16 protein-coding genes are annotated in these 18,156 nt (G+C 30.9%); 15 read left to right on the top strand and 1 reads right to left on the bottom strand.

Annotation, left to right across the window (positions count from 1 at the left end; all coding sequences use genetic code 11):
* The first annotated feature begins 39 nt into the window (after positions 1 to 39).
* From ACWOA3_RS07200 to pyk, 6 genes are all read left to right on the top strand, one after another.
* On the top strand, positions 40 to 453 hold the full coding sequence (locus ACWOA3_RS07200; protein ID WP_456885012.1) for a hypothetical protein: 414 nt from the start codon (positions 40 to 42) through the stop codon (positions 451 to 453).
* A 2-nt stretch (positions 454 to 455) separates the two neighbouring features.
* A complete protein-coding gene (gene yaaA, locus ACWOA3_RS07195) occupies positions 456 to 1,184 on the top strand; it encodes a peroxide stress protein YaaA (protein WP_456885010.1) in 729 nt (242 codons plus the stop codon).
* A gap of 44 nt (positions 1,185 to 1,228) precedes the next feature.
* A complete protein-coding gene (locus ACWOA3_RS07190; RefSeq protein ID WP_456885008.1) occupies positions 1,229 to 1,822 on the top strand; it encodes a flavin reductase family protein in 594 nt (197 codons plus the stop codon).
* A 48-nt stretch (positions 1,823 to 1,870) separates the two neighbouring features.
* Positions 1,871 to 5,140, top strand: coding sequence for a DNA polymerase III subunit alpha (locus tag ACWOA3_RS07185; RefSeq protein WP_456885006.1), 3,270 nt, complete (start codon positions 1,871 to 1,873; stop codon positions 5,138 to 5,140).
* Positions 5,141 to 5,269: 129 nt separating this feature from the next.
* Entirely contained in the window at positions 5,270 to 6,232 is a 963-nt protein-coding gene (gene pfkA / locus ACWOA3_RS07180; RefSeq protein WP_456885004.1) for a 6-phosphofructokinase, read from the top strand.
* A gap of 109 nt (positions 6,233 to 6,341) precedes the next feature.
* Complete coding sequence (pyk, locus tag ACWOA3_RS07175) at positions 6,342 to 7,787, top strand: pyruvate kinase (RefSeq protein ID WP_271966240.1); 1,446 nt, start codon at positions 6,342 to 6,344, stop codon at positions 7,785 to 7,787.
* 828 nt (positions 7,788 to 8,615) lie between these two features.
* On the opposite strand, the gene ACWOA3_RS07170 is transcribed toward pyk, so the two are convergent.
* Positions 8,616 to 9,614, bottom strand: a complete 999-nt coding sequence (locus tag ACWOA3_RS07170; protein ID WP_456885002.1) for a D-2-hydroxyacid dehydrogenase — start codon at positions 9,612 to 9,614, stop codon at positions 8,616 to 8,618.
* Between the two features lie 540 nt (positions 9,615 to 10,154).
* Here ACWOA3_RS07170 and ACWOA3_RS07165 point away from each other — a divergent pair.
* The 9 genes from ACWOA3_RS07165 (at position 10,155) to ACWOA3_RS07125 (ending at position 18,144) form a co-directional block, all read left to right on the top strand.
* Positions 10,155 to 10,427, top strand: a complete 273-nt coding sequence (locus tag ACWOA3_RS07165) for an autorepressor SdpR family transcription factor (protein ID WP_048803215.1) — start codon at positions 10,155 to 10,157, stop codon at positions 10,425 to 10,427.
* Positions 10,414 to 11,028 (top strand): DUF1648 domain-containing protein, encoded by a 615-nt coding sequence (locus ACWOA3_RS07160; protein ID WP_456885000.1) that lies wholly within the window; start codon positions 10,414 to 10,416, stop codon positions 11,026 to 11,028. Before ACWOA3_RS07165 ends, ACWOA3_RS07160 begins: the two co-directional genes overlap by 14 nt.
* A gap of 240 nt (positions 11,029 to 11,268) precedes the next feature.
* A complete protein-coding gene (locus ACWOA3_RS07155; RefSeq protein WP_456884998.1) occupies positions 11,269 to 13,152 on the top strand; it encodes an ABC transporter ATP-binding protein in 1,884 nt (627 codons plus the stop codon).
* Positions 13,153 to 13,590, top strand: coding sequence for an ABC transporter permease (locus ACWOA3_RS07150; RefSeq protein WP_456884994.1), 438 nt, complete (start codon positions 13,153 to 13,155; stop codon positions 13,588 to 13,590).
* A gap of 203 nt (positions 13,591 to 13,793) precedes the next feature.
* Positions 13,794 to 14,831: a YdcF family protein gene (locus tag ACWOA3_RS07145; RefSeq protein WP_456884992.1), complete on the top strand. Its 1,038-nt coding sequence runs from the start codon at positions 13,794 to 13,796 to the stop codon at positions 14,829 to 14,831.
* Between the two features lie 158 nt (positions 14,832 to 14,989).
* The gene (gene tadA / locus ACWOA3_RS07140) at positions 14,990 to 15,457 is read left to right on the top strand and encodes a tRNA adenosine(34) deaminase TadA (protein ID WP_442566737.1); all 468 of its coding nucleotides are present in this window, start codon (positions 14,990 to 14,992) and stop codon (positions 15,455 to 15,457) included.
* Between the two features lie 421 nt (positions 15,458 to 15,878).
* Positions 15,879 to 16,694, top strand: coding sequence for a methyltransferase domain-containing protein (locus tag ACWOA3_RS07135; RefSeq protein ID WP_456884990.1), 816 nt, complete (start codon positions 15,879 to 15,881; stop codon positions 16,692 to 16,694).
* A gap of 42 nt (positions 16,695 to 16,736) precedes the next feature.
* Complete coding sequence (locus ACWOA3_RS07130; protein WP_456884988.1) at positions 16,737 to 17,027, top strand: hypothetical protein; 291 nt, start codon at positions 16,737 to 16,739, stop codon at positions 17,025 to 17,027.
* A gap of 70 nt (positions 17,028 to 17,097) precedes the next feature.
* Positions 17,098 to 18,144 carry a competence protein CoiA gene (locus tag ACWOA3_RS07125; RefSeq protein WP_456884986.1) on the top strand — a complete coding sequence of 349 codons (1,047 nt, stop codon included), beginning with the start codon at positions 17,098 to 17,100 and terminating at the stop codon, positions 18,142 to 18,144.
* Positions 18,145 to 18,156 lie beyond the last annotated feature (12 nt).

Here is an 18,156-nt window from a genome sequence, read left to right as displayed (position 1 = left end):
TTTTTAAAATAATTTATTATAAAATAAAGGAGAAATATAATGGATAGTTTACACAAATCTTTAACAGCGTTACTAGAAAAATTAGAGGAAAATGGTGTTTTACAAAAAGAAAAATTTAATACAGTGGCTCTTAAAACAGAGGAGCTTGCGAAACATATTCGCGATCGTTTCGCTAAAGAACATGCCGATTTAGAAATTCGTAGACTTTTAGAAAAAGTACACTACGCGAATACTTATGAGGATAAAGTGCTAAAAGAAACAGCATTTTTAGTCGATGAAATTAGTGAATATATGTTCAAACTTGAAGTTGCTAATCGTGATTTTGTAGTTGGGTATTTCAATACATTAATTATTAATCCTGCTATAGAAGCAACAGAGTACAACTTTGTGTTAATGGAAGTAGAAAGCTTAATCGAAAACAGCTTCTTAGAGTTACCTGAAGAAGAGGAATAATAATGAAAATTTTAATACCGACAGCTAAAGAACTAAATAAAAAAGCAACACCACAAGAGGCGTTAGAACTTAGTGGAAAAAGTAATGAAATAGTTGCTGAATTCGCTAAGTTTAGTGCCCAAGATTTAGCTAAAGTTTATAAAATTAAAGAAGATAAGGCGACAGAAGAGTTCTCTCGTTGGCAAGACATAAAAAACAACACAGCAAAAAGTTATAAAGCATTAGAATTATTCAATGGTTTAATGTATAGAAACATAGATCGCGATAATTTCGATGAAACTGATAAAAAGTATGTAAAAGAAAATGTATTTATTACAACATCGTTATATGGTATAATTGGGGCTTATGATTTAATCCAAGAACATAGACTAGATTTTTTACAAAATGTAAAAATCTCAGGAGAGTCTTTAAAGAATTTTTGGCGAGCTAGTTATGATGAAAGTATTAAAGATGAAGATTTTGTTGTTTCATTATTATCTAGTGAATTTGAAGAAGTTTTTTCAAAGAATCAAAAAGAGAAATTTATTAAAGTTAGTTTTATGGAAGAAAAAGAAGGGAAGTTAAAAGTGCACTCTACAATTTCTAAAAAAGCAAGAGGCAAATTTTTAACAGAACTTGTAAAAAACAAAGTTTCATCAATAGAAGAAATGAAACAATTACAGTTTGATGGATTCAAATTTAATGAAAAATACTCAGAAGAAAAAGTATTAGCTTTTATAGCTAAGAGATAAGAATATATACTATGAAAGGAAAATAATCAAGAGGACAAAAAAAGATGAAATTAGAAACTAAAACCAGTAAATTATATTACGGATTTCCAGTAATATTAATAGGATATAAAGATAAAAAATGGAGATACAATGTGACAGCTTGTAGTTCATCATATTCTTTAGGTGATATGATTACAGTTGGACTTTCAACAGATAGTAATGCGGTTGGTAATATCAAGGAGTATGGAGAGTTTACCGTTAATGTTCCTTGTCAACAAATACTAAGTAAGGTAGAGATTGCTGGTTTCCATTCAGGTCAAAATAAAATTGGAATGGCAGATATGACATATGATCCAGCGAAATACATCGATGCTCCAATAATGGATGAATGTATTTTATCGCTTGAGTGCAAAGTAGAGAGTGTTTTAGAATATGGGAAATATACGAATTTTGTAGCTTCTATAAAACGCAGAGTAGTTTGCGAGAATCTTTTAGACGAAGAAGGAAATATGAAATATACACAGTTTAACCCGATTTACTTTATGGGTGATGATAACAAACGAGTATATCGATATTTTAATGAACAAAGTAAAAACCATGGAGAAAATATGGGATGTTCTTCAGAAGAAGAAGATGAATATAATCCACTTTGCGGATAATATCGATTAAACAGAATTAAAGAATATTGAGGAAAGGAGGATATTAGTATGTATTACAATTTGCAGGTGCATAGTGCCTATGATCTTTTGAACAGTACTATAAAGTATGAAAGTCTGTTTTTGAAATTAGCAAGAGATAATCAAAGGTCTGTTGTTATCGTTGATCCGAATATGTATGGAGCGATAAAAGCACATAAAGAATCTAAGAGAGCTGGAATTAACCTTATTCAAGGATTAGAAGTAAGCTTAGGATATGGAATTGGTTTTCTTAAATTTAACATACTGTGTAAATCCGAGAAGATGTTCTATAAATTATTAGAGATTTCTACTAAGTTTATGAATGGAGAAGAGTGGACTATAGAAGATTTTTCTAATGAGATGAAAGAATACAGTGATGACTTTGTTTTAATAGTTGTTGATGAACTTAGAGATAGTATGGAATTTTCATACTTAAATAATCTTTTTAGCAATTATGATTTTTACTTTGGTTTTAATGAAAGTTTTCAAGTAAGTCCTTATAGTTTTTATGAAAATATTGTTTATACGAAACCTAGTTACTATCTTAATAAAGAGAACTATCAGCAAGTCATTGTTAGTCGTGCTATTCGAGATAATAAAAAGCTAAATATACAAGAACTAACGACAATTTCAGGAGATGAATTTGTAAGAAAGCAAAAAGACTTTGAAGAAATATTAGCACTTGGAGATGAAGAATTACAAAATATTTTTAAGAAGTCATTTGAAAATCAGCAAAATATTGTTGATAAGTGTCAATATGAGTTGAACTTTTCGGGTTATCATCTTCCTAAGTATGTTTATGGAGAAAAAGAAGACATATATTCTAAGTTTTCATCAAAAGAGTACTTGCATTTCTTAGTTCAAAAAGGTGTAAAAGAAAAGTTAGTTGGTAAAGATTTATATCCTTATAAAAAACGTTATAGTTATGAACTTAAGATTATCGATGAAATGGGCTTTAATGATTATTTCTTAATTGTTTATGATTTTGTGAAGTATGCGAAAGATAATGGCATTCTAGTAGGTGCTGGACGTGGTAGTGCTGCGGGAAGTTTAGTTTGTTATTTATTAGATATAACAGAAGCGGATCCACTAGAATACAATCTTCTGTTCGAAAGATTTTTAAACAAAGAGCGTATATCTATGCCTGATATCGATATCGACTTCCAAGATACTAGACGCGATGAAGTTATAAAATATGTAGAAGAGAAGTACGGTCAGGATAAAGTTGCGCAAATTATTACTTTTACAACATTTCAATCGAAAAGTGCTGCACGAGAGTCGGCGAGAATATTGCAGTTTGATGAACAGACTTTAAAATTTATTAGTAGTAATATTAGTTCGACAAGAACATTGAAAGAATGTTACGAAATGTCAGAAGAGTTAAGGGCATTTATTAATAAGAGTAATATTAATAAACGTTGGTTTAGTATAGCGCTGAGCTTAGAGAACTTGCCGAAGAATCCATCGGTGCATGCAGCTGGGATAGTAATAAGTGATGATAAACCGCTGGTTAATTATGCTCCGCTTGCAGAATCAAATATGACGAAATATTTAACGCAATGGACGATGGATGATGTTGAGAGTGTTGGTTTATTAAAAATAGATTTCTTAGGTATTAGATATCTTACGATGGTATCGAGTATTGTTGAAGAGGTAAAAAAAGAAAATCCAACATTTGATATAACGAAGATAAATTACCAAGATCCTAAAGTGTATGAACTATTTGCTAAAGGTAAGACAGAAGGTATCTTCCAGTTTGAATCTAGTGGGATGAAAGAGAAACTGAATCTCTTGAAACCTACTGAATTTAATGATATTGTTGCGATGAATGCTCTTTATAGACCGGGGCCAATGGCTCAGATTGAAGTCTACGTGCGAAGAAAAAATAAAGAAGAGCAAGTGGTATATCCGCATCCTCATTTAGAGAAAATATTAAAAGATACTTACGGGGTAATAGTTTATCAAGAACAGATTATGCTGATTGCGGTGAATTTCGCTCATATGAGTTTGAATGAAGCGGATAATATGAGAAGAGCTGTAAGTAAAAAGAAAAAAGAAGACTTAGAGTACTATGGACGTATCTTCGTAGAGAAAAGTGTTGCTGCAGGATATGATCTGCAAGTTGCCAAGAAACTTTTTGATCTTATTGTAACTTTTGCGAATTATGGTTTTAATAAGAGTCATGCTGTTGTATATAGTATGCTAGCTTATCGCTTGGCGTATTTGAAAGTTTATTATACTAAGCACTTTATGACAGCTTTATTAAATAACGTAATTAGTAGTGAGAAAAAAATTAATGAGTATAAACAAGAGCTTAATAACCTAGGAATAAATCTAGTAAAACCTGATGTGAATAGAAGTTTATCGAATTTTAGTGTTTATAAAAATGATATTGTATTTGCTCTAACTGCGATTAAGAATGTTGGATATAGAAGTGGGTATGAAATAGTACAAGATAGAATAAATTTTGGACGCTACTTAGATATAGATGATTTCTTAAAACGTATGAATAAAAAAGTAGACTATCAAGCGGCAGTTTCTTTAGTCAAGGCAGGAGCAATGGATACTTTTGGTTATAATCGTGCTACGTTAATGAAGAAAGTGGATGATTATTATTCAGATAATAGACAGTATATAAATAATGTTCGAGTTGCCTTATCCGCTGAAAGTGGATTAACACTGAAAGTCGAAGAGGTAGAAGATTACCCAATTACAGATAGGATACAAATGGAAAAAGAAGTGACGGGTACGTACTTTTTAAAACATCCTGTTCAAGTTGAAAAAGAGAAATATTCTTATCTACCATTACAGTATATAGGAGCTGAACTTAGTGATAGTTATGTTGAAATAATTACAAGAAAAGAAATTAAGACTAAAAACGGTGATTATATGGCATTTTTAACTGTAAATGATGGGAAGAATGATTATGATGTTACTGTGTTCCCAAGTGTTTATAAGTACGCTAATGTATTTATAAAAGTAGGGAGTTTTGCGGTGATGACATTGAAAAAACAGCTTCGAAATGGAAGAGAACAATATATCTTAGAAAAAATCGCAAGTCTTAGAAATTATAGAGAGTACTGCCTTAGTAATATAAAAATTATCTATACGATAGTTGATGAAGAAATACTTAAATTTTTAAATGAGTATAAGTCGGAGGTAGGTAAAGTTAAGGTTGTAGCTTTGCTGAGCAATGATACTAACAGAGGTAAAACGATATCAATAGAAAACGAACAGGAATTTGTTCAGAAATTTTTTGAAAATTTCCCAGGAAAACGTATCAAGATAGCATATTCTTAAAAAAACAAAAAAAATCGAACAAAAATTAAACAAAATTATGTTTTTACTAGAAAAAATAACAAAAATATGATATTGTTGTTAAGTAAATTAAAAAATAATTATTAACAAATACGAGGAAGGTAAGACTACATGAAAAAAATCGCAGTTTTAACAAGTGGTGGAGATGCACCAGGAATGAACGCAGCTGTGCGTGCCGTTGTAAGAACAGCAATCTATAATGGATTAGAAGTTTATGGAGTATATCAAGGATACAAAGGATTAGTAGAAAACAACATTAAAAAACTTGAAGTAGGGGATGTAGGTAACATCATCAACCGTGGTGGAACAATGCTTTATTCAGCACGTCTTCCAGAGTTTGCTAACCCGGAAGTGAGAAAAGGTGCTATTAAAAACTTAGAAGCATTAGGAATTGATGGATTAGTAGTAATCGGTGGAGATGGTTCATACCGTGGAGCTATGGCTTTAAGTAACGAAATGAATATCCAAACTATTGGAGTTCCTGGAACAATCGATAACGATATTTGTTGTACTGACTTTACAATTGGATTCGATACTGCACTTAACACAATCGTTGACGCTATTGATAAAGTTCGTGATACAGCATCAAGTCACGAGCGTGCATTCATTATCGAGGTAATGGGTCGTAATGCAGGGGACTTAGCACTATTCGCTGGTATCGCTGGAGGAAGTGAAAGTCTTCTAATTCCAGAGAAAAAAGAAGATATCGAAGAAGTTGTTGCTCGTATTAAAGCGGGTGAAGATCGTGGTAAAAAACACTCAATCATCGTTCTTGCTGAAGGTGTAATGGGTGGACAAGAACTAGCTGCAAAACTTAAAGAACTTACTGGAGAAGAAGTAAGAGCGACTATTTTAGGACACATTCAACGTGGTGGTACTCCAACAGCTCAAGATAGAGTATTAGCATCTCGTCTAGGTAATTATGCTGTTCAACTATTATTAGCTGGAGAATCAGGACGTGCAGTAGGTATTCAAAATAACAAACTTGTAAGTACTAAATTCGAAGACGTATTTAGTGATGTTCACAACGTGGATCTTTCAATCTACGAAGTTTCTAAACAACTTTCAATTTAGTTTGAAAAACGTTTTCTTTAGATGAAAATAGTATTATTCAAGAAAATATTTGAAAACATAATGAAAATGAGTTAAAATATTAAAAGATAAAAAATTAAGAGGTATATTTATGATACAGAAAAAAACTAAAATAATTTGTACAATTGGACCTAAGTCTGAAGATAAAGCAAAACTTACTGAAATGGTAGAATTAGGGATGAACGTATGTCGTCTTAACTTCTCACACGGTGACTACTCTGAACACGGAGCAAGAATTCAAACTATTAAAGAAGTAAGAGAAGCTACAGGAACTAACTTAGCTATCCTTTTAGATACTAAAGGACCTGAAATCAGAACTAACAACATGGAAAATGACGCAATCATGTTAGAAACTGGAAAAGACGTTATCGTTTCTATGACAGAAGTTCTAGGAACTCCAGAAAAATTCTCAATCACATATGGAGAATTAGTACACGACGTTAAAGCTGGAGACACTATCCTACTTGACGACGGATTAATCGGATTAACTGTAAACAGCGTAGACGCTGAAGCAGGATTAATCTACACTACAGTACAAAACGGTGGAGTACTTAAAAACAAAAAAGGAGTTAACGTTCCAGGTGTATCTACAAAATTACCAGGTATTACTCCAAAAGATGAAGAAGATATCCGTTTCGGATGTAAAAATGATATTGACTTCGTTGCTGCTTCATTCGTTCGTACTAAAGAAAACGTACTAGAAGTTAGACGTATCCTTAAAGAAGAAGGATGTGAACACGTTCAAATCATCCCTAAAATCGAATGTCAAGAAGCTATTGATAACATCGATGAAATCATCGAAGTATCTGATGGTATCATGATTGCTCGTGGTGACCTTGGGGTTGAAGTACCAGCAGAAGAAGTACCAATTATGCAAAAAGACATCATTGCTAAATGTAATGCAGCTGGTAAATTCGTAATCACAGCTACTCAAATGTTAGACTCAATGCAAAAAAATCCACGTCCAACACGTGCCGAAGTATCTGACGTAGCTAACGCAATCTACGATGGAACTGATGCAATCATGTTATCAGGAGAATCTGCAGCAGGAGCTTACCCAATCGAATCAGTTCGTACAATGGCTACAATCGCTAAACGTACTGAAGAAATGCAAGATTACTCTCGTATCTTAAAAGATCGTTCTAAAAAAATCGTTTCTAAAGATATCACAAACGCAATTGGAGTATCTGTAGGATACACAGCTCTAAACTTAGACTTACACACAATCGTAACTTACACTGAATCAGGACAAACAGCTAGATTAATTTCTAAATACCGTCCAAATGCAGCTATCTTAGCTGTAACTCCAAGTGAAAAAGTTGCACGTGGATTAAGCTTAGTATGGGGTGTAGACGCTCAAATTTCTGAACAAGTTAAATCAACTGACGAAATGTTAGATACAGCTAAAAACATCGCAGAAACTTCAGGATACGCTAAAAAAGGTGATGCTATCGTAATCACTGGAGGTATCCCAGTAAACACTTCAAGAAGTAATGTTGGATCAACTAACTTCTTAAAAGTTTCAGTAATCGACTAATAGTAAATAAAATAAGAAGAAGTAGGATAAATTCTTACTTCTTTTTTTTCGTCATATAAAAAACTAAGATAATGAATACGATGTTGAATAAAAAAACAAAAAGTGGCCCGTAATGGACCGCTTTTCGTTATATGAACACAAAATAAGAATTTAGGGTAAATTGTTATTTTGTAGTAATCGGAATTTCTTCCGATATTAAATTAAAAGTTTTATTGTTAAATAAATTTAACAATCGAAAGGAAATTATGACTATAACGAGTATAGCCGTAAAAATGGAAGAATAATATACTTCCACAGTTTTAAGAACAATCTAGATGATTGTATGAGGCATATAGACATATCCTCTTCTATCTATTAACTCATATAATGCTTATCATATGCTATTAAGAAATTTTTCAAAATTTACGTTTAAGATGATGTGGATTTTTTGAAGAACTTCTGAAATGATATTTTAGTAATAATTAATATCAAAATGCAACAAATAGTATAATTGAAAAAAATATAAATAATATTAATTATACTAAGATATTTTAATGATAAAATTATCCTACTAACTGTTTACATCTTTATTGTAACAAAATGAGTGTGGTTGTCAAATGAAATAAGGTTTTACAAAAATAGTCGATACAAATATATTTCTATATTTAAATATGTATATACAATATAGAATGTTATCATATAGTTAATAGATAAAAATATTTAGGTTATGCAAACTTACAGATAATATCATTTGAATAGTCACAAAAATATAAAAAGGAATAACCGATAAACATTATCAAGTATATTCCTTTTTATGAAAAGATTTAGAATCAATGAATATAATACAAACTATCTGTTGACAATATTAGGAGAATCTCCAGTAGTAATTACTTCTACTGCAGCGTTTAATGCACCTTCTACAAGATTTTTAACTGCTGTTTCTGTGTAGAATGCAGTATGTGGAGTGTAGATGATATCATCTCTATCGATTAATTGTTGCATTAATGAATCATCGAAGTCTTTGTTTGTGAAGTCTTTAGGAACGTAGTTTCCTTCGTTTTCGTATACATCAAGGCTAGCTCCTAATAATTTTCCGCTATCTAGAGCGCGAATAACAGCTTTAGTATCAACAAGAACGCCACGAGCAGCATTCGCAAAGATAGATCCATCTTTCATTTTACTGAAGAAATCATCATTTACCATGTGAGTATATTCTTTTGTAGCAGGTACATGAATAGTTACAACATCAGATTGAGCTAGTAATTCGTCGATGCTGTCAACATACTCTAAAACTTCACGAGCAGCGTCAGAAGGATATAAATCATAACCAATAACTTTGCAACCTAGTCCTTTAAATAGAGTTGCAGCTTGGCGTCCAATGTTCCCTGTTCCTAGGACACCTACAGTAAGAGTTTTTAATTCTCGAGAAATTATATTTTTATTCCATGTGAAATCATGTTTTTCAACATTGTTAAGTATTTTTTTAATATTTCTACTAATATATAAGACAGTAGTAACAACATGTTCTGCAATTGCGTTAGGAGAGTAACGAGGAACGTTAGTCATGCTAATTCCTAATTCACGCATATATTTTATATCATAAATATCAAATCCTGCCATTCTGTTTGCTATAACTTTAACACCTTGCTCTTTTGCATAATCGTATACTTCTTTAGCAAAAGGTCTATTTTGGAACATTACTGCTCCTTGTTTCCCTTCTAATAGGTGTTTTGTTTCTGCTTGAAGCTCACCTTCATGTAGATCAACTTCCACCTCTGGATGTTCTTTTAACCATGCATCAACAAATGGTCTTTCGTCTTCTCTCAAGTTAAATAGTGCTAATTTCATAATGGAATCTCCTTTTAATTTTTTTATATTTTAGATGAATAGTAGATTAAAATAACGTATTAAATTATCATTTTCTGGCATCTAGTATTCATCCAAAATATAATATATAAAGATAGTACAGAAGATTTTAGATAACGCTTACAATTATTATTTTAAAGAGAAAAGAAAAGTTTGTCAACAGTGTTAAATATATAGTACAGAGAATATATTACACAAAAATTAATACGCTTTCAAGATTATTGTCACAATATTTACTTAGAAATTCTAGGTGAAAACGTGTTTGATGTAGAATGGAATTATGTAATAGATATTAATCAAAATATCATATAGATAAATATAATCTTATTATTTTAAAATATAATCATAAAAATATTTTAATTTATAGTACAGTTATTAGGGTGTTTTTAACAAATTCTAAGGACTATTTAGAAATTTTTCTAAATAGTTCTTGACTTTAATATAAGGTAGAGTTATAATCTATTTAGAAAGATATCTAAATAGAATTGCAGTTCAAACTTTAAAAGAGGTGATAAAAATGGGATGAGTGAAACTTTAAAAGCAATATCTGATCCAGTAAGAAGAAATATACTAGAAATGTTGAAAGAAGAGAAGAAAAGTGCAGGAGAGTTAGCTTCAGAATTTAATCTATCTGGGGCGACTGTATCGTATCATCTAACTCAATTGAAAAAAGCAGGTTTGATATTAGAATCTAGACATAAAAATTTTATATACTATGAATTAAATGCCAGTGTATTCGAAGAAGTGCTTGTCTGGATCTATGGTTTAGGAGGAAAAAACGATGAGAGTAGATAAAAAAAGTTTGTTTTTAAGTGTCGGTATTTGTTTATTGCCTATATTGATTGGAGTTTATTATTATGATGTGCTACCTGAACAGATAGCTGTACATTTCAATTTTAATGGAGAGCCTAATAATTTTGTGAGTAAGACTCGTGCAATTATTGAGATGCCTGTATTTTTTACGGTAGTACAGATTATAATTTCACTAGTAGTGGATTTTGATAAAACTCCTAAAAAGGGTGCGTTAATTATTAAGGGAATTGTACCTTTGATAAGTGTTCTAGTTCAAGGTGGATTAATAGCATATGCTTTAGATAATAATTTTAATGTTACACAATTAACAGCGTTTGTTATAGGTATAGTGTTTATTATTCTTGGTAATTACCTACCAAAAAAAGAATTTTGGGGAAAATACAATTTTAATCTTTTTGGTTTAGAAAAAGGTGTAAATGAGCAAAAAGTGATTAGAGCCTATGCATTGCTTATGACCTTTAGTGGAGTTGCTATATTTATTAGTGGATTCTTTAGTTCAACAGTAGCATTAGTTTTAATAGTTATTTCTGCAATTGCCTCTACGGTTTTACCTTTTTACTTGGTTAAAAAATATAAAGGTTAGCAACTTATTCTATTTTAAACTCTTAAAGTAGATTTCAGCTGAAAATTATTCTTAGGTAAAATTCCAGTTCTTTTCTTTGAACTGGAATTTATTTTGGAGATTAACTTAAGATTAATTTTAGATTTAATCATTTAGGGTATTACTTTTAGCGATTAGAAGTTTATGGTATAATTGAAACTATGAAATGATTTACGTAAACTAATTATCATTTTTAATGAAATTAGATTAGGAGGACATAGAGTGTTAGAACTTAAAAATATAGTTAAGAAGTATAATACTGGTGGTAGTGAAGTAGAAGTACTAAAATCTGTAAATATTCATTTTAGAGAAAATGAATTTGTATCAATTTTAGGTGCGAGTGGAAGTGGGAAAACGACGCTATTAAACATTATAGGTGGTTTAGATAAATACACATCTGGTGATATGACTCTTATGGGGCGTTCTACTAAAGAGTTTAAAGATAGAGATTGGGATAGTTATAGAAATGGAACTATCGGTTTTGTATTCCAAAGTTATAATTTAATATCTCATTTGAGTGTTATTGAAAATGTAAAATTAGCTTTGTCTATCTCAGGACATTCTAATTCAGAAAATCACGAGAGGGCTAAGAAGGTATTGGAAGATGTTGGATTAGCGGAGCATCTGTATAAAAAACCTAATCAACTTTCTGGAGGTCAGATGCAAAGGGTGGCGATTGCTCGTGCGTTAGTAACTGATCCAAAGATTATTCTTGCTGATGAGCCTACAGGAGCATTAGACAGTAAGACTAGTGTTCAAATTATGGAACTTATTAAAGAAATAAGTAAGACGAAGTTAGTTATAATGGTAACGCACAATCCAGAAATAGCGAAAAAATATAGTGATAGAATAGTGCGAGTTAAAGATGGAGAAATTCAAGAAGATACAAATCCCTATGAGGCTAATGAAATTACTGATAATGAATTTTCTCTGAAGAAAACTTCGATGGCATTTGGTAGTGCGATTAAATCAAGTTTTAAAAATCTTCTTACGAAGAAATTCCGTACATTTATGACGGTTGCCGCTAGCAGTATAGGTATTATTAGTATAGGTCTAGTATTATCTATTTCATCGGGAATGGATAAATATATTCAAACGATGCAAAACGAAAATTTATCATCGATGCCGATTATGATTAGTGCAAATCAGGTAAATTTCGGGCTTAGTGTTGATGATGACAATTCAGAAAAAGATTCTAATGGTTCAGAATTAGTACCGAAGTCTAGCCGTGATATACATAGAAACTTGTATTCGGTGGACGCATTAGGTAATGGAGAAACATTTATAAACTATATTCAAAATAATGCAAAGGATTATTATTCTGCGATTGAATTTACTCAAGGATATACAATACAGGCATTGACTAAAAATACAAAAGGTGATGTAATTGCTGTAAAACAAGATCAAGATGCATTCGGTGATAGTATTTTTGGAGTATTACCAGAAGATAAGAATATGATTATGAATCAATACGAAGTGGTGAAGTCATCTAAAGATAATTTTGAATATCCTGGTGATAATGAAGTTGTGTTATTTACTGCGAAGAATAACGAAATCGATAAATCTACGTTGAAAGCATTAGGTTTTGATGAAAATTCAAAAGTTAAGTATGAAGATATTATTGGAAAAGAATTTAGCGTTATAGATAATAATAACTATTATAGAAAAATCGGTGATGGTTTTGTTCCGCGTGATGTTGATACTAAGATGTATGATTCGGGAACTAAGGTTAAGGTAGTAGCTATACTTAAAGCTAAAGATAGTTTCACTAGACCTCAGATGACAATCGGATATGCAAAATCATTGCAAAATAAGATGCTGGAAAAAGAGGCAAAATCGGATATTGTAGTTGCGCAAGAAAAGGACAAAACTGTAAATGTTGCGACGCGTCAGAAAATTGATGCGGATATGGCTGATCAGATTCTTGCGACGATAGGTGGGAAATCTACGCCAAGTGCAATTATGCTTTATCCAAAATCTTTTAATGATCGTGATAAAATAGCAGAAGTTATTAATAATTTTAACAAAAAAGTGGCTGAGAAATACGGATCAGACAGTGCAGATTATCACAAATATAGTATTACATATGCGGATATGGCGAAGTAGATGACAACGATAATGTCACAGATGATTAATACAATTTCATTAATTTTATCAGCATTTGCGGGAATCTCATTGATAGTATCATCTATTATGATTGGGATACTAACGTATGTATCTGTAGTAGAAAGAACGAAGGAAATTGGTATTTTACGTGCAATCGGTGCTCGTAAAAAAGATATTACAAGGATCTTTATCGCAGAAGCAGGATTAATCGGATTTATTTCCGGTGCTGTAGGTGTAGTGGTGACTATGCTTCTATCTATTCCTATTAGTAGAGCTATTGCTAAGGGATTAGAAGTGGAGAGCTTCACTGCGTCATTAAATGCTCAAGCATCAATAGGGTTAATAGCTCTTAGTTTAGTACTAACACTTATAGCTAGTATCATTCCATCGAGAATAGCTGCGAAGAAAAATCCAGTAGAAGCGTTGAGAACGGAATAGTGAATAATATGAGGAATAGTAGATTGTGTTATAATCGCGAAGTTGTGAACAAATGTAACTTTTTGTTATTATAATGAATCTAATATTCCTCGTTTTTATATTTATTGTTAAGGTAATTTTAAGAGGTGTTTTTAGACATGATTGACACTTATATTATATTTGCAATATAATCTATAATATACATATGCAAGAAGGAGGTTTTTATGGTAATAGGTTCTTTTATTGTGTTCGTGGTATTTCTGTTGCTGTTCTTATCGGTTTTATACTTGGATAGAAGAAATCTATTTTTAGGAATATTTTTTATAGCGACAGGTTTAAGTTTTATTTTTTATATAATGACTCTTATTACTAATAATGCAACAGATAATAAGTTTGTTTATAATTTAGGTGTAGTATTACTTGTCATTGCAATTGTAATATTCACATTATTACCAATTGCAGTAGTAATAATGTTTTTATACAATTCATTTATGCTTATTAAAAGAGAAGGTTTGAGAGTAGGTAACTTACTGAGCCTAGCTACATTTTTCTTGCTTGTAGGTTATATAGTTTATTGGCCACGTGTTGCTACTTATACACGTGATAATATTGCGTTAAACACACTTTATGTTTATGTTAGTTTAGTAGTTTTATATTTCCTATGTATAGCAATGTCTTACTTGGTGTCCAGTATTTTAAACTTCATTAATATCTTGCCGAGAAAGATTGATTATGTAGTAGTTTTAGGTGCAGGGTTGATTGGGGAGAGAGTAACTCCACTTCTTGCTAGCAGAATTAGAAAAGGGATAAAAGTTTATAAAGCTAATCCTAGGAGTAAGTTGATTATGTCAGGTGGTCAAGGCCCTGATGAAGTAGTGTCGGAAGCATTTGCGATGAAAAATTATGCTCTTGAGCAAGGTGTTGATGAAAAAGATATAATTTTAGAAGATAAATCGACTTCTACAGAAGAAAACATTATTTTTTCAAAGAAATTTATTCCAGCTGACAAAAGTTTCGCTGTTGTGACGAATTATTATCACGTTTACCGTGCGTTAGTTCAAGCAAGAACGTTAGGATTTAGATGTATTGGTTATGGAGCACCGACAAAGTTTTATTTCAGTCTTAATGCTTTTATTAGAGAATTTATAGGATATCTATATTTCAAAAGAAAGCTACATGCTATAGTCCTAGGTGTGTTAACATTCTTGTTTATAGCAGCTGTTTTATTTGTGGAGATATATTATTGTATTAATTATCGTTAGAATTTAAGAGTATTGACTTAACAAAATCAGTTTTAAAATTGTTTTTGTTAAGTCTTTTTTATTTAATTGATGTTGGTAACTTTATAATTTACCACTCCTAATGATTTCTAAATATGATATAATTAATTGAAAAAGAATTTGTGGAAGGATGTAGTGGTGTGAAAGATCATTCTTATTATATGGAGATGGCGCTAGAAGAAGCGCGGAGAGCGTATGCTAAAGGAGAAGTTCCGATTGGATCTGTATTGGTTATTGATGGTGAGGTTATCGCGAAAGCTCACAATACTCGTGAGGAGCATCAACAGGCTTTAAATCATGCGGAGATGTTAGCTATAAAAGAAGCGTGTGAAAAACAAGGTTTTTGGAGATTGGATAATAGTTATTTATATACTACGGTAGAGCCGTGCGTTATGTGCAGTGGAGCTATTGTTCAAGCTAGAGTTGAAAATGTTATTTATGGTGCAAGTGACCCTAAATATGGATGTTGTGGAAGTTGTATTGACTTGGTTGGTGAGAACAAGTTTAATCATCAGGCAGAAGTTATTTCAGGAGTGTTAGAAGAAGAGTGTTCGATGCTTATGAAAAACTTTTTTAAAGAACTTAGGGAAAAGAAAAAGAAACAGTGATTTAATATATTAGAGTTAGTCCAAAGATCTTAAATTTTATAAAAGTTTATATGAAATCACATAGGTGCAATAGGTTATTGATATGTGAATTCGTTTTGTAGAAGCTTTTTAGATATCTAATAAGTTTCGCGATGATAACTCGGTAAAATCGATTTTTCTGAAATTATAATTTTGGAGCAACTTTCAAATAAAATAATAAAAAATATTAATATATAAATATAATGACGATAAAAACATTTTATTAGGAGATGTCGTCATTTTTTATTTTAAAATAGTGGGATGGAATCGGTAATTACTTAATAAAAATAAACTTTAGAAAGAAACTGAAAAAGATGAAATTTTCTAATATTTAAGTCGTTTTTTGCTACCATTCTTAAATAAAATTTGATACAATTATCTTAGAAAGTATAGAGGAGTTTCAATGAAAATAGAAAATGTAATAAAAAAGTTTAATCAAGAGGAAATATACCTTTGCCCAAAGTGTTTATCAGAATCTCATATAGAGGGTATCAGTCTTGTTTGCAATAAAAATCATCGTTATGATTTTTCAAAAAAAGGCTATATTCATCAGATAAACAATTATAAACCGACGAAATACAGTGAAGAGCTATTTATGGCTCGTAATGAGGTTTTTAGTAACGGTTTTTACACAAATGTATTAAAAAACATTCAAAATTTAGTAGGAAAATATGCTAAAGATGTTGTATTGGATATTGGTTGCGGAGAAGGATATTATATTAAAAAGTTAAAAACAGTATTTCCTGAGAAATATTTTTATGGGCTAGATAATAGCAAGGATGCGATCGAGTTAGCTGTTAAAGAGGATAAATTGAATCCTTATATGGTGGCTAACTTAGCTAATCTTCCGTTTAAAGATGGAAGTGTATCGTGCATTCTTAACATATTAACACCTGCTAATTATGAGGAGTTTTTCAGAGTATTAGGTGATGATGGATATTTGATAAAAATTATTCCGAATACAAATTACCTAAGAGAGATTAGAGAGTTGATTGGTGGGAAGGAATACACAAATAGTGATACTGTAAAATTGATTGAAGAAAATTGCAAGATTGTGGACAGGATAACGGTAAGTGATACATTCCAATTGACTAAAGAGCAAGCTGCGAGTTTTCTTAAGATGACACCTTTAACATTTTCTAAAGAAATTACAGATTCTGATATTAATCAATTGAGAGAAATTACTATAGATCTAGAACTTTTAGTCTGCAAGAAGTAGGTTAAGTTGTAACGGAAGGAAAATTATGAAGGAGGATAGAGCATGAATACTGAAAAATATGACCAATATGATCAAGTTGTTGAAGTGAAAAAATATGTAAAAAAACCATGGGCAACAAGTTGTCTTGATTTTTCTATAAAAGATGAAAATACATATCTTATGAGAGAGGCTAGTATTCGTCAGACAAATTACTATTTATGTAAAAAAGATGATAGAGTATATCTAGTAGATAGTGATAACCATAAAGATGAAATAAGCTGGGTTAATCTAGATAAGTTTGTTGAAATAGAAGAAGGTGATGCAACCTATAGAAGGTATAGGGTATTAAAGTAAATTGACAATTGAATAAGTAGACGTTAGTTATAGTTTGTAAGTGTAGTACAGAAAAAAGAGGAGAAACATTATGTACGTGGCATACGATAGTAAGGATGAAGTTTTTAATGCATTGGATAAAGATATAGAAAAAAATAGAGAGTATCATTGTCCTATATGTGGGGGAAGAGTAATTTTTAAAAAGGGAGTAAAGATACAGTCGCATTTTGCACATGCTAAAAATTGTTCATGCGAGTTTGAGACTTATAAAAAAGAGAGTAATGAACACCTTGAAGCGAAGAAGGATCTTTATGAACATTTTAGAAAAAGATATCGTAATGTGGAAGTCGAACATATTTTTAAAACAGGAGAAAATGATATTCAGATAGCGGATGTATTTATTAAAGATAACAGTATAGCTTTTGAATATCAAAGATCAGTTATTCCTTTTGAACTTATTAAGGCGAGAACGAGAGGATATATGAAAGCTGGATTAAAATTAATCTGGTTAATTGATACAAACAAATTTATAAAAGAATTGAAGAGTTATGATGGTATAAGTTATATTAGATATGCGCCATTCGTGGATAATTTTTTAAATTATTATCAAGGAAAGGTATTCTTTTACGGTTGGGATAATATAAATAAAAAATTTGAATTTTACCAAATTTGGGCTCATAATTTGAAAAAAAGAAATGCTGTTTGTATAAAAACTAGTTTGAGCATTGATGAGTTTGATGTACCACTTGATTTGAAACTGCTGGATAAAGATTTAACGTCTAAATTGTATCCAGAGGATGTTGAAAACTATGTCTACGAACAAATAAAATATGATAAAACTGTAAAAAATAAAGTTTTGAGTATGTTTTATAATCAACATATAGAGTTGAATAATATACCTGAAGTAATAGGTGTGAATATGTTGGAACAAGTTCTTATTAGAACTCCACTTGTCTATTGGCAAGGATTGATGTATAGATTCTATAAAGAAGGTAAGAGTTATTCTGAACTTATAAGAATAATGAGTAATATTATAGAGTTTAAAGATAGTATTTATATTAATAATGTTCAACAAGGAGAGATTTTCTTAAAAGTATTCAAAGTGTACTATGCTTTATTAGTTGAAAATGAAAAGTAAGAGGATAAAACT

Source organism: Gemella taiwanensis (assembly GCF_054054385.1).
This window is presented reverse-complemented; position numbering and strand designations above follow the sequence as displayed.

What these genes read in the sequence shown, in the direction of transcription:
- ACWOA3_RS07200 (WP_456885012.1), top strand. Translation starts at nt 40, where the DNA reads ATGGATAGTTTACACAAATCTTTAACAGCGTTACTAGAAAAATTAGAG.
- yaaA (WP_456885010.1), top strand. Translation starts at nt 456, where the DNA reads ATGAAAATTTTAATACCGACAGCTAAAGAACTAAATAAAAAAGCAACA.
- ACWOA3_RS07190 (WP_456885008.1), top strand. Translation starts at nt 1,229, where the DNA reads ATGAAATTAGAAACTAAAACCAGTAAATTATATTACGGATTTCCAGTA.
- ACWOA3_RS07185 (WP_456885006.1), top strand. Translation starts at nt 1,871, where the DNA reads ATGTATTACAATTTGCAGGTGCATAGTGCCTATGATCTTTTGAACAGT.
- pfkA (WP_456885004.1), top strand. Translation starts at nt 5,270, where the DNA reads ATGAAAAAAATCGCAGTTTTAACAAGTGGTGGAGATGCACCAGGAATG.
- pyk (WP_271966240.1), top strand. Translation starts at nt 6,342, where the DNA reads ATGATACAGAAAAAAACTAAAATAATTTGTACAATTGGACCTAAGTCT.
- ACWOA3_RS07170 (WP_456885002.1), bottom strand. Translation starts at nt 9,614, where the DNA reads ATGAAATTAGCACTATTTAACTTGAGAGAAGACGAAAGACCATTTGTT.
- ACWOA3_RS07165 (WP_048803215.1), top strand. Translation starts at nt 10,155, where the DNA reads ATGAGTGAAACTTTAAAAGCAATATCTGATCCAGTAAGAAGAAATATA.
- ACWOA3_RS07160 (WP_456885000.1), top strand. Translation starts at nt 10,414, where the DNA reads ATGAGAGTAGATAAAAAAAGTTTGTTTTTAAGTGTCGGTATTTGTTTA.
- ACWOA3_RS07150 (WP_456884994.1), top strand. Translation starts at nt 13,153, where the DNA reads ATGACAACGATAATGTCACAGATGATTAATACAATTTCATTAATTTTA.
- ACWOA3_RS07145 (WP_456884992.1), top strand. Translation starts at nt 13,794, where the DNA reads ATGGTAATAGGTTCTTTTATTGTGTTCGTGGTATTTCTGTTGCTGTTC.
- ACWOA3_RS07135 (WP_456884990.1), top strand. Translation starts at nt 15,879, where the DNA reads ATGAAAATAGAAAATGTAATAAAAAAGTTTAATCAAGAGGAAATATAC.
- ACWOA3_RS07130 (WP_456884988.1), top strand. Translation starts at nt 16,737, where the DNA reads ATGAATACTGAAAAATATGACCAATATGATCAAGTTGTTGAAGTGAAA.
- ACWOA3_RS07125 (WP_456884986.1), top strand. Translation starts at nt 17,098, where the DNA reads ATGTACGTGGCATACGATAGTAAGGATGAAGTTTTTAATGCATTGGAT.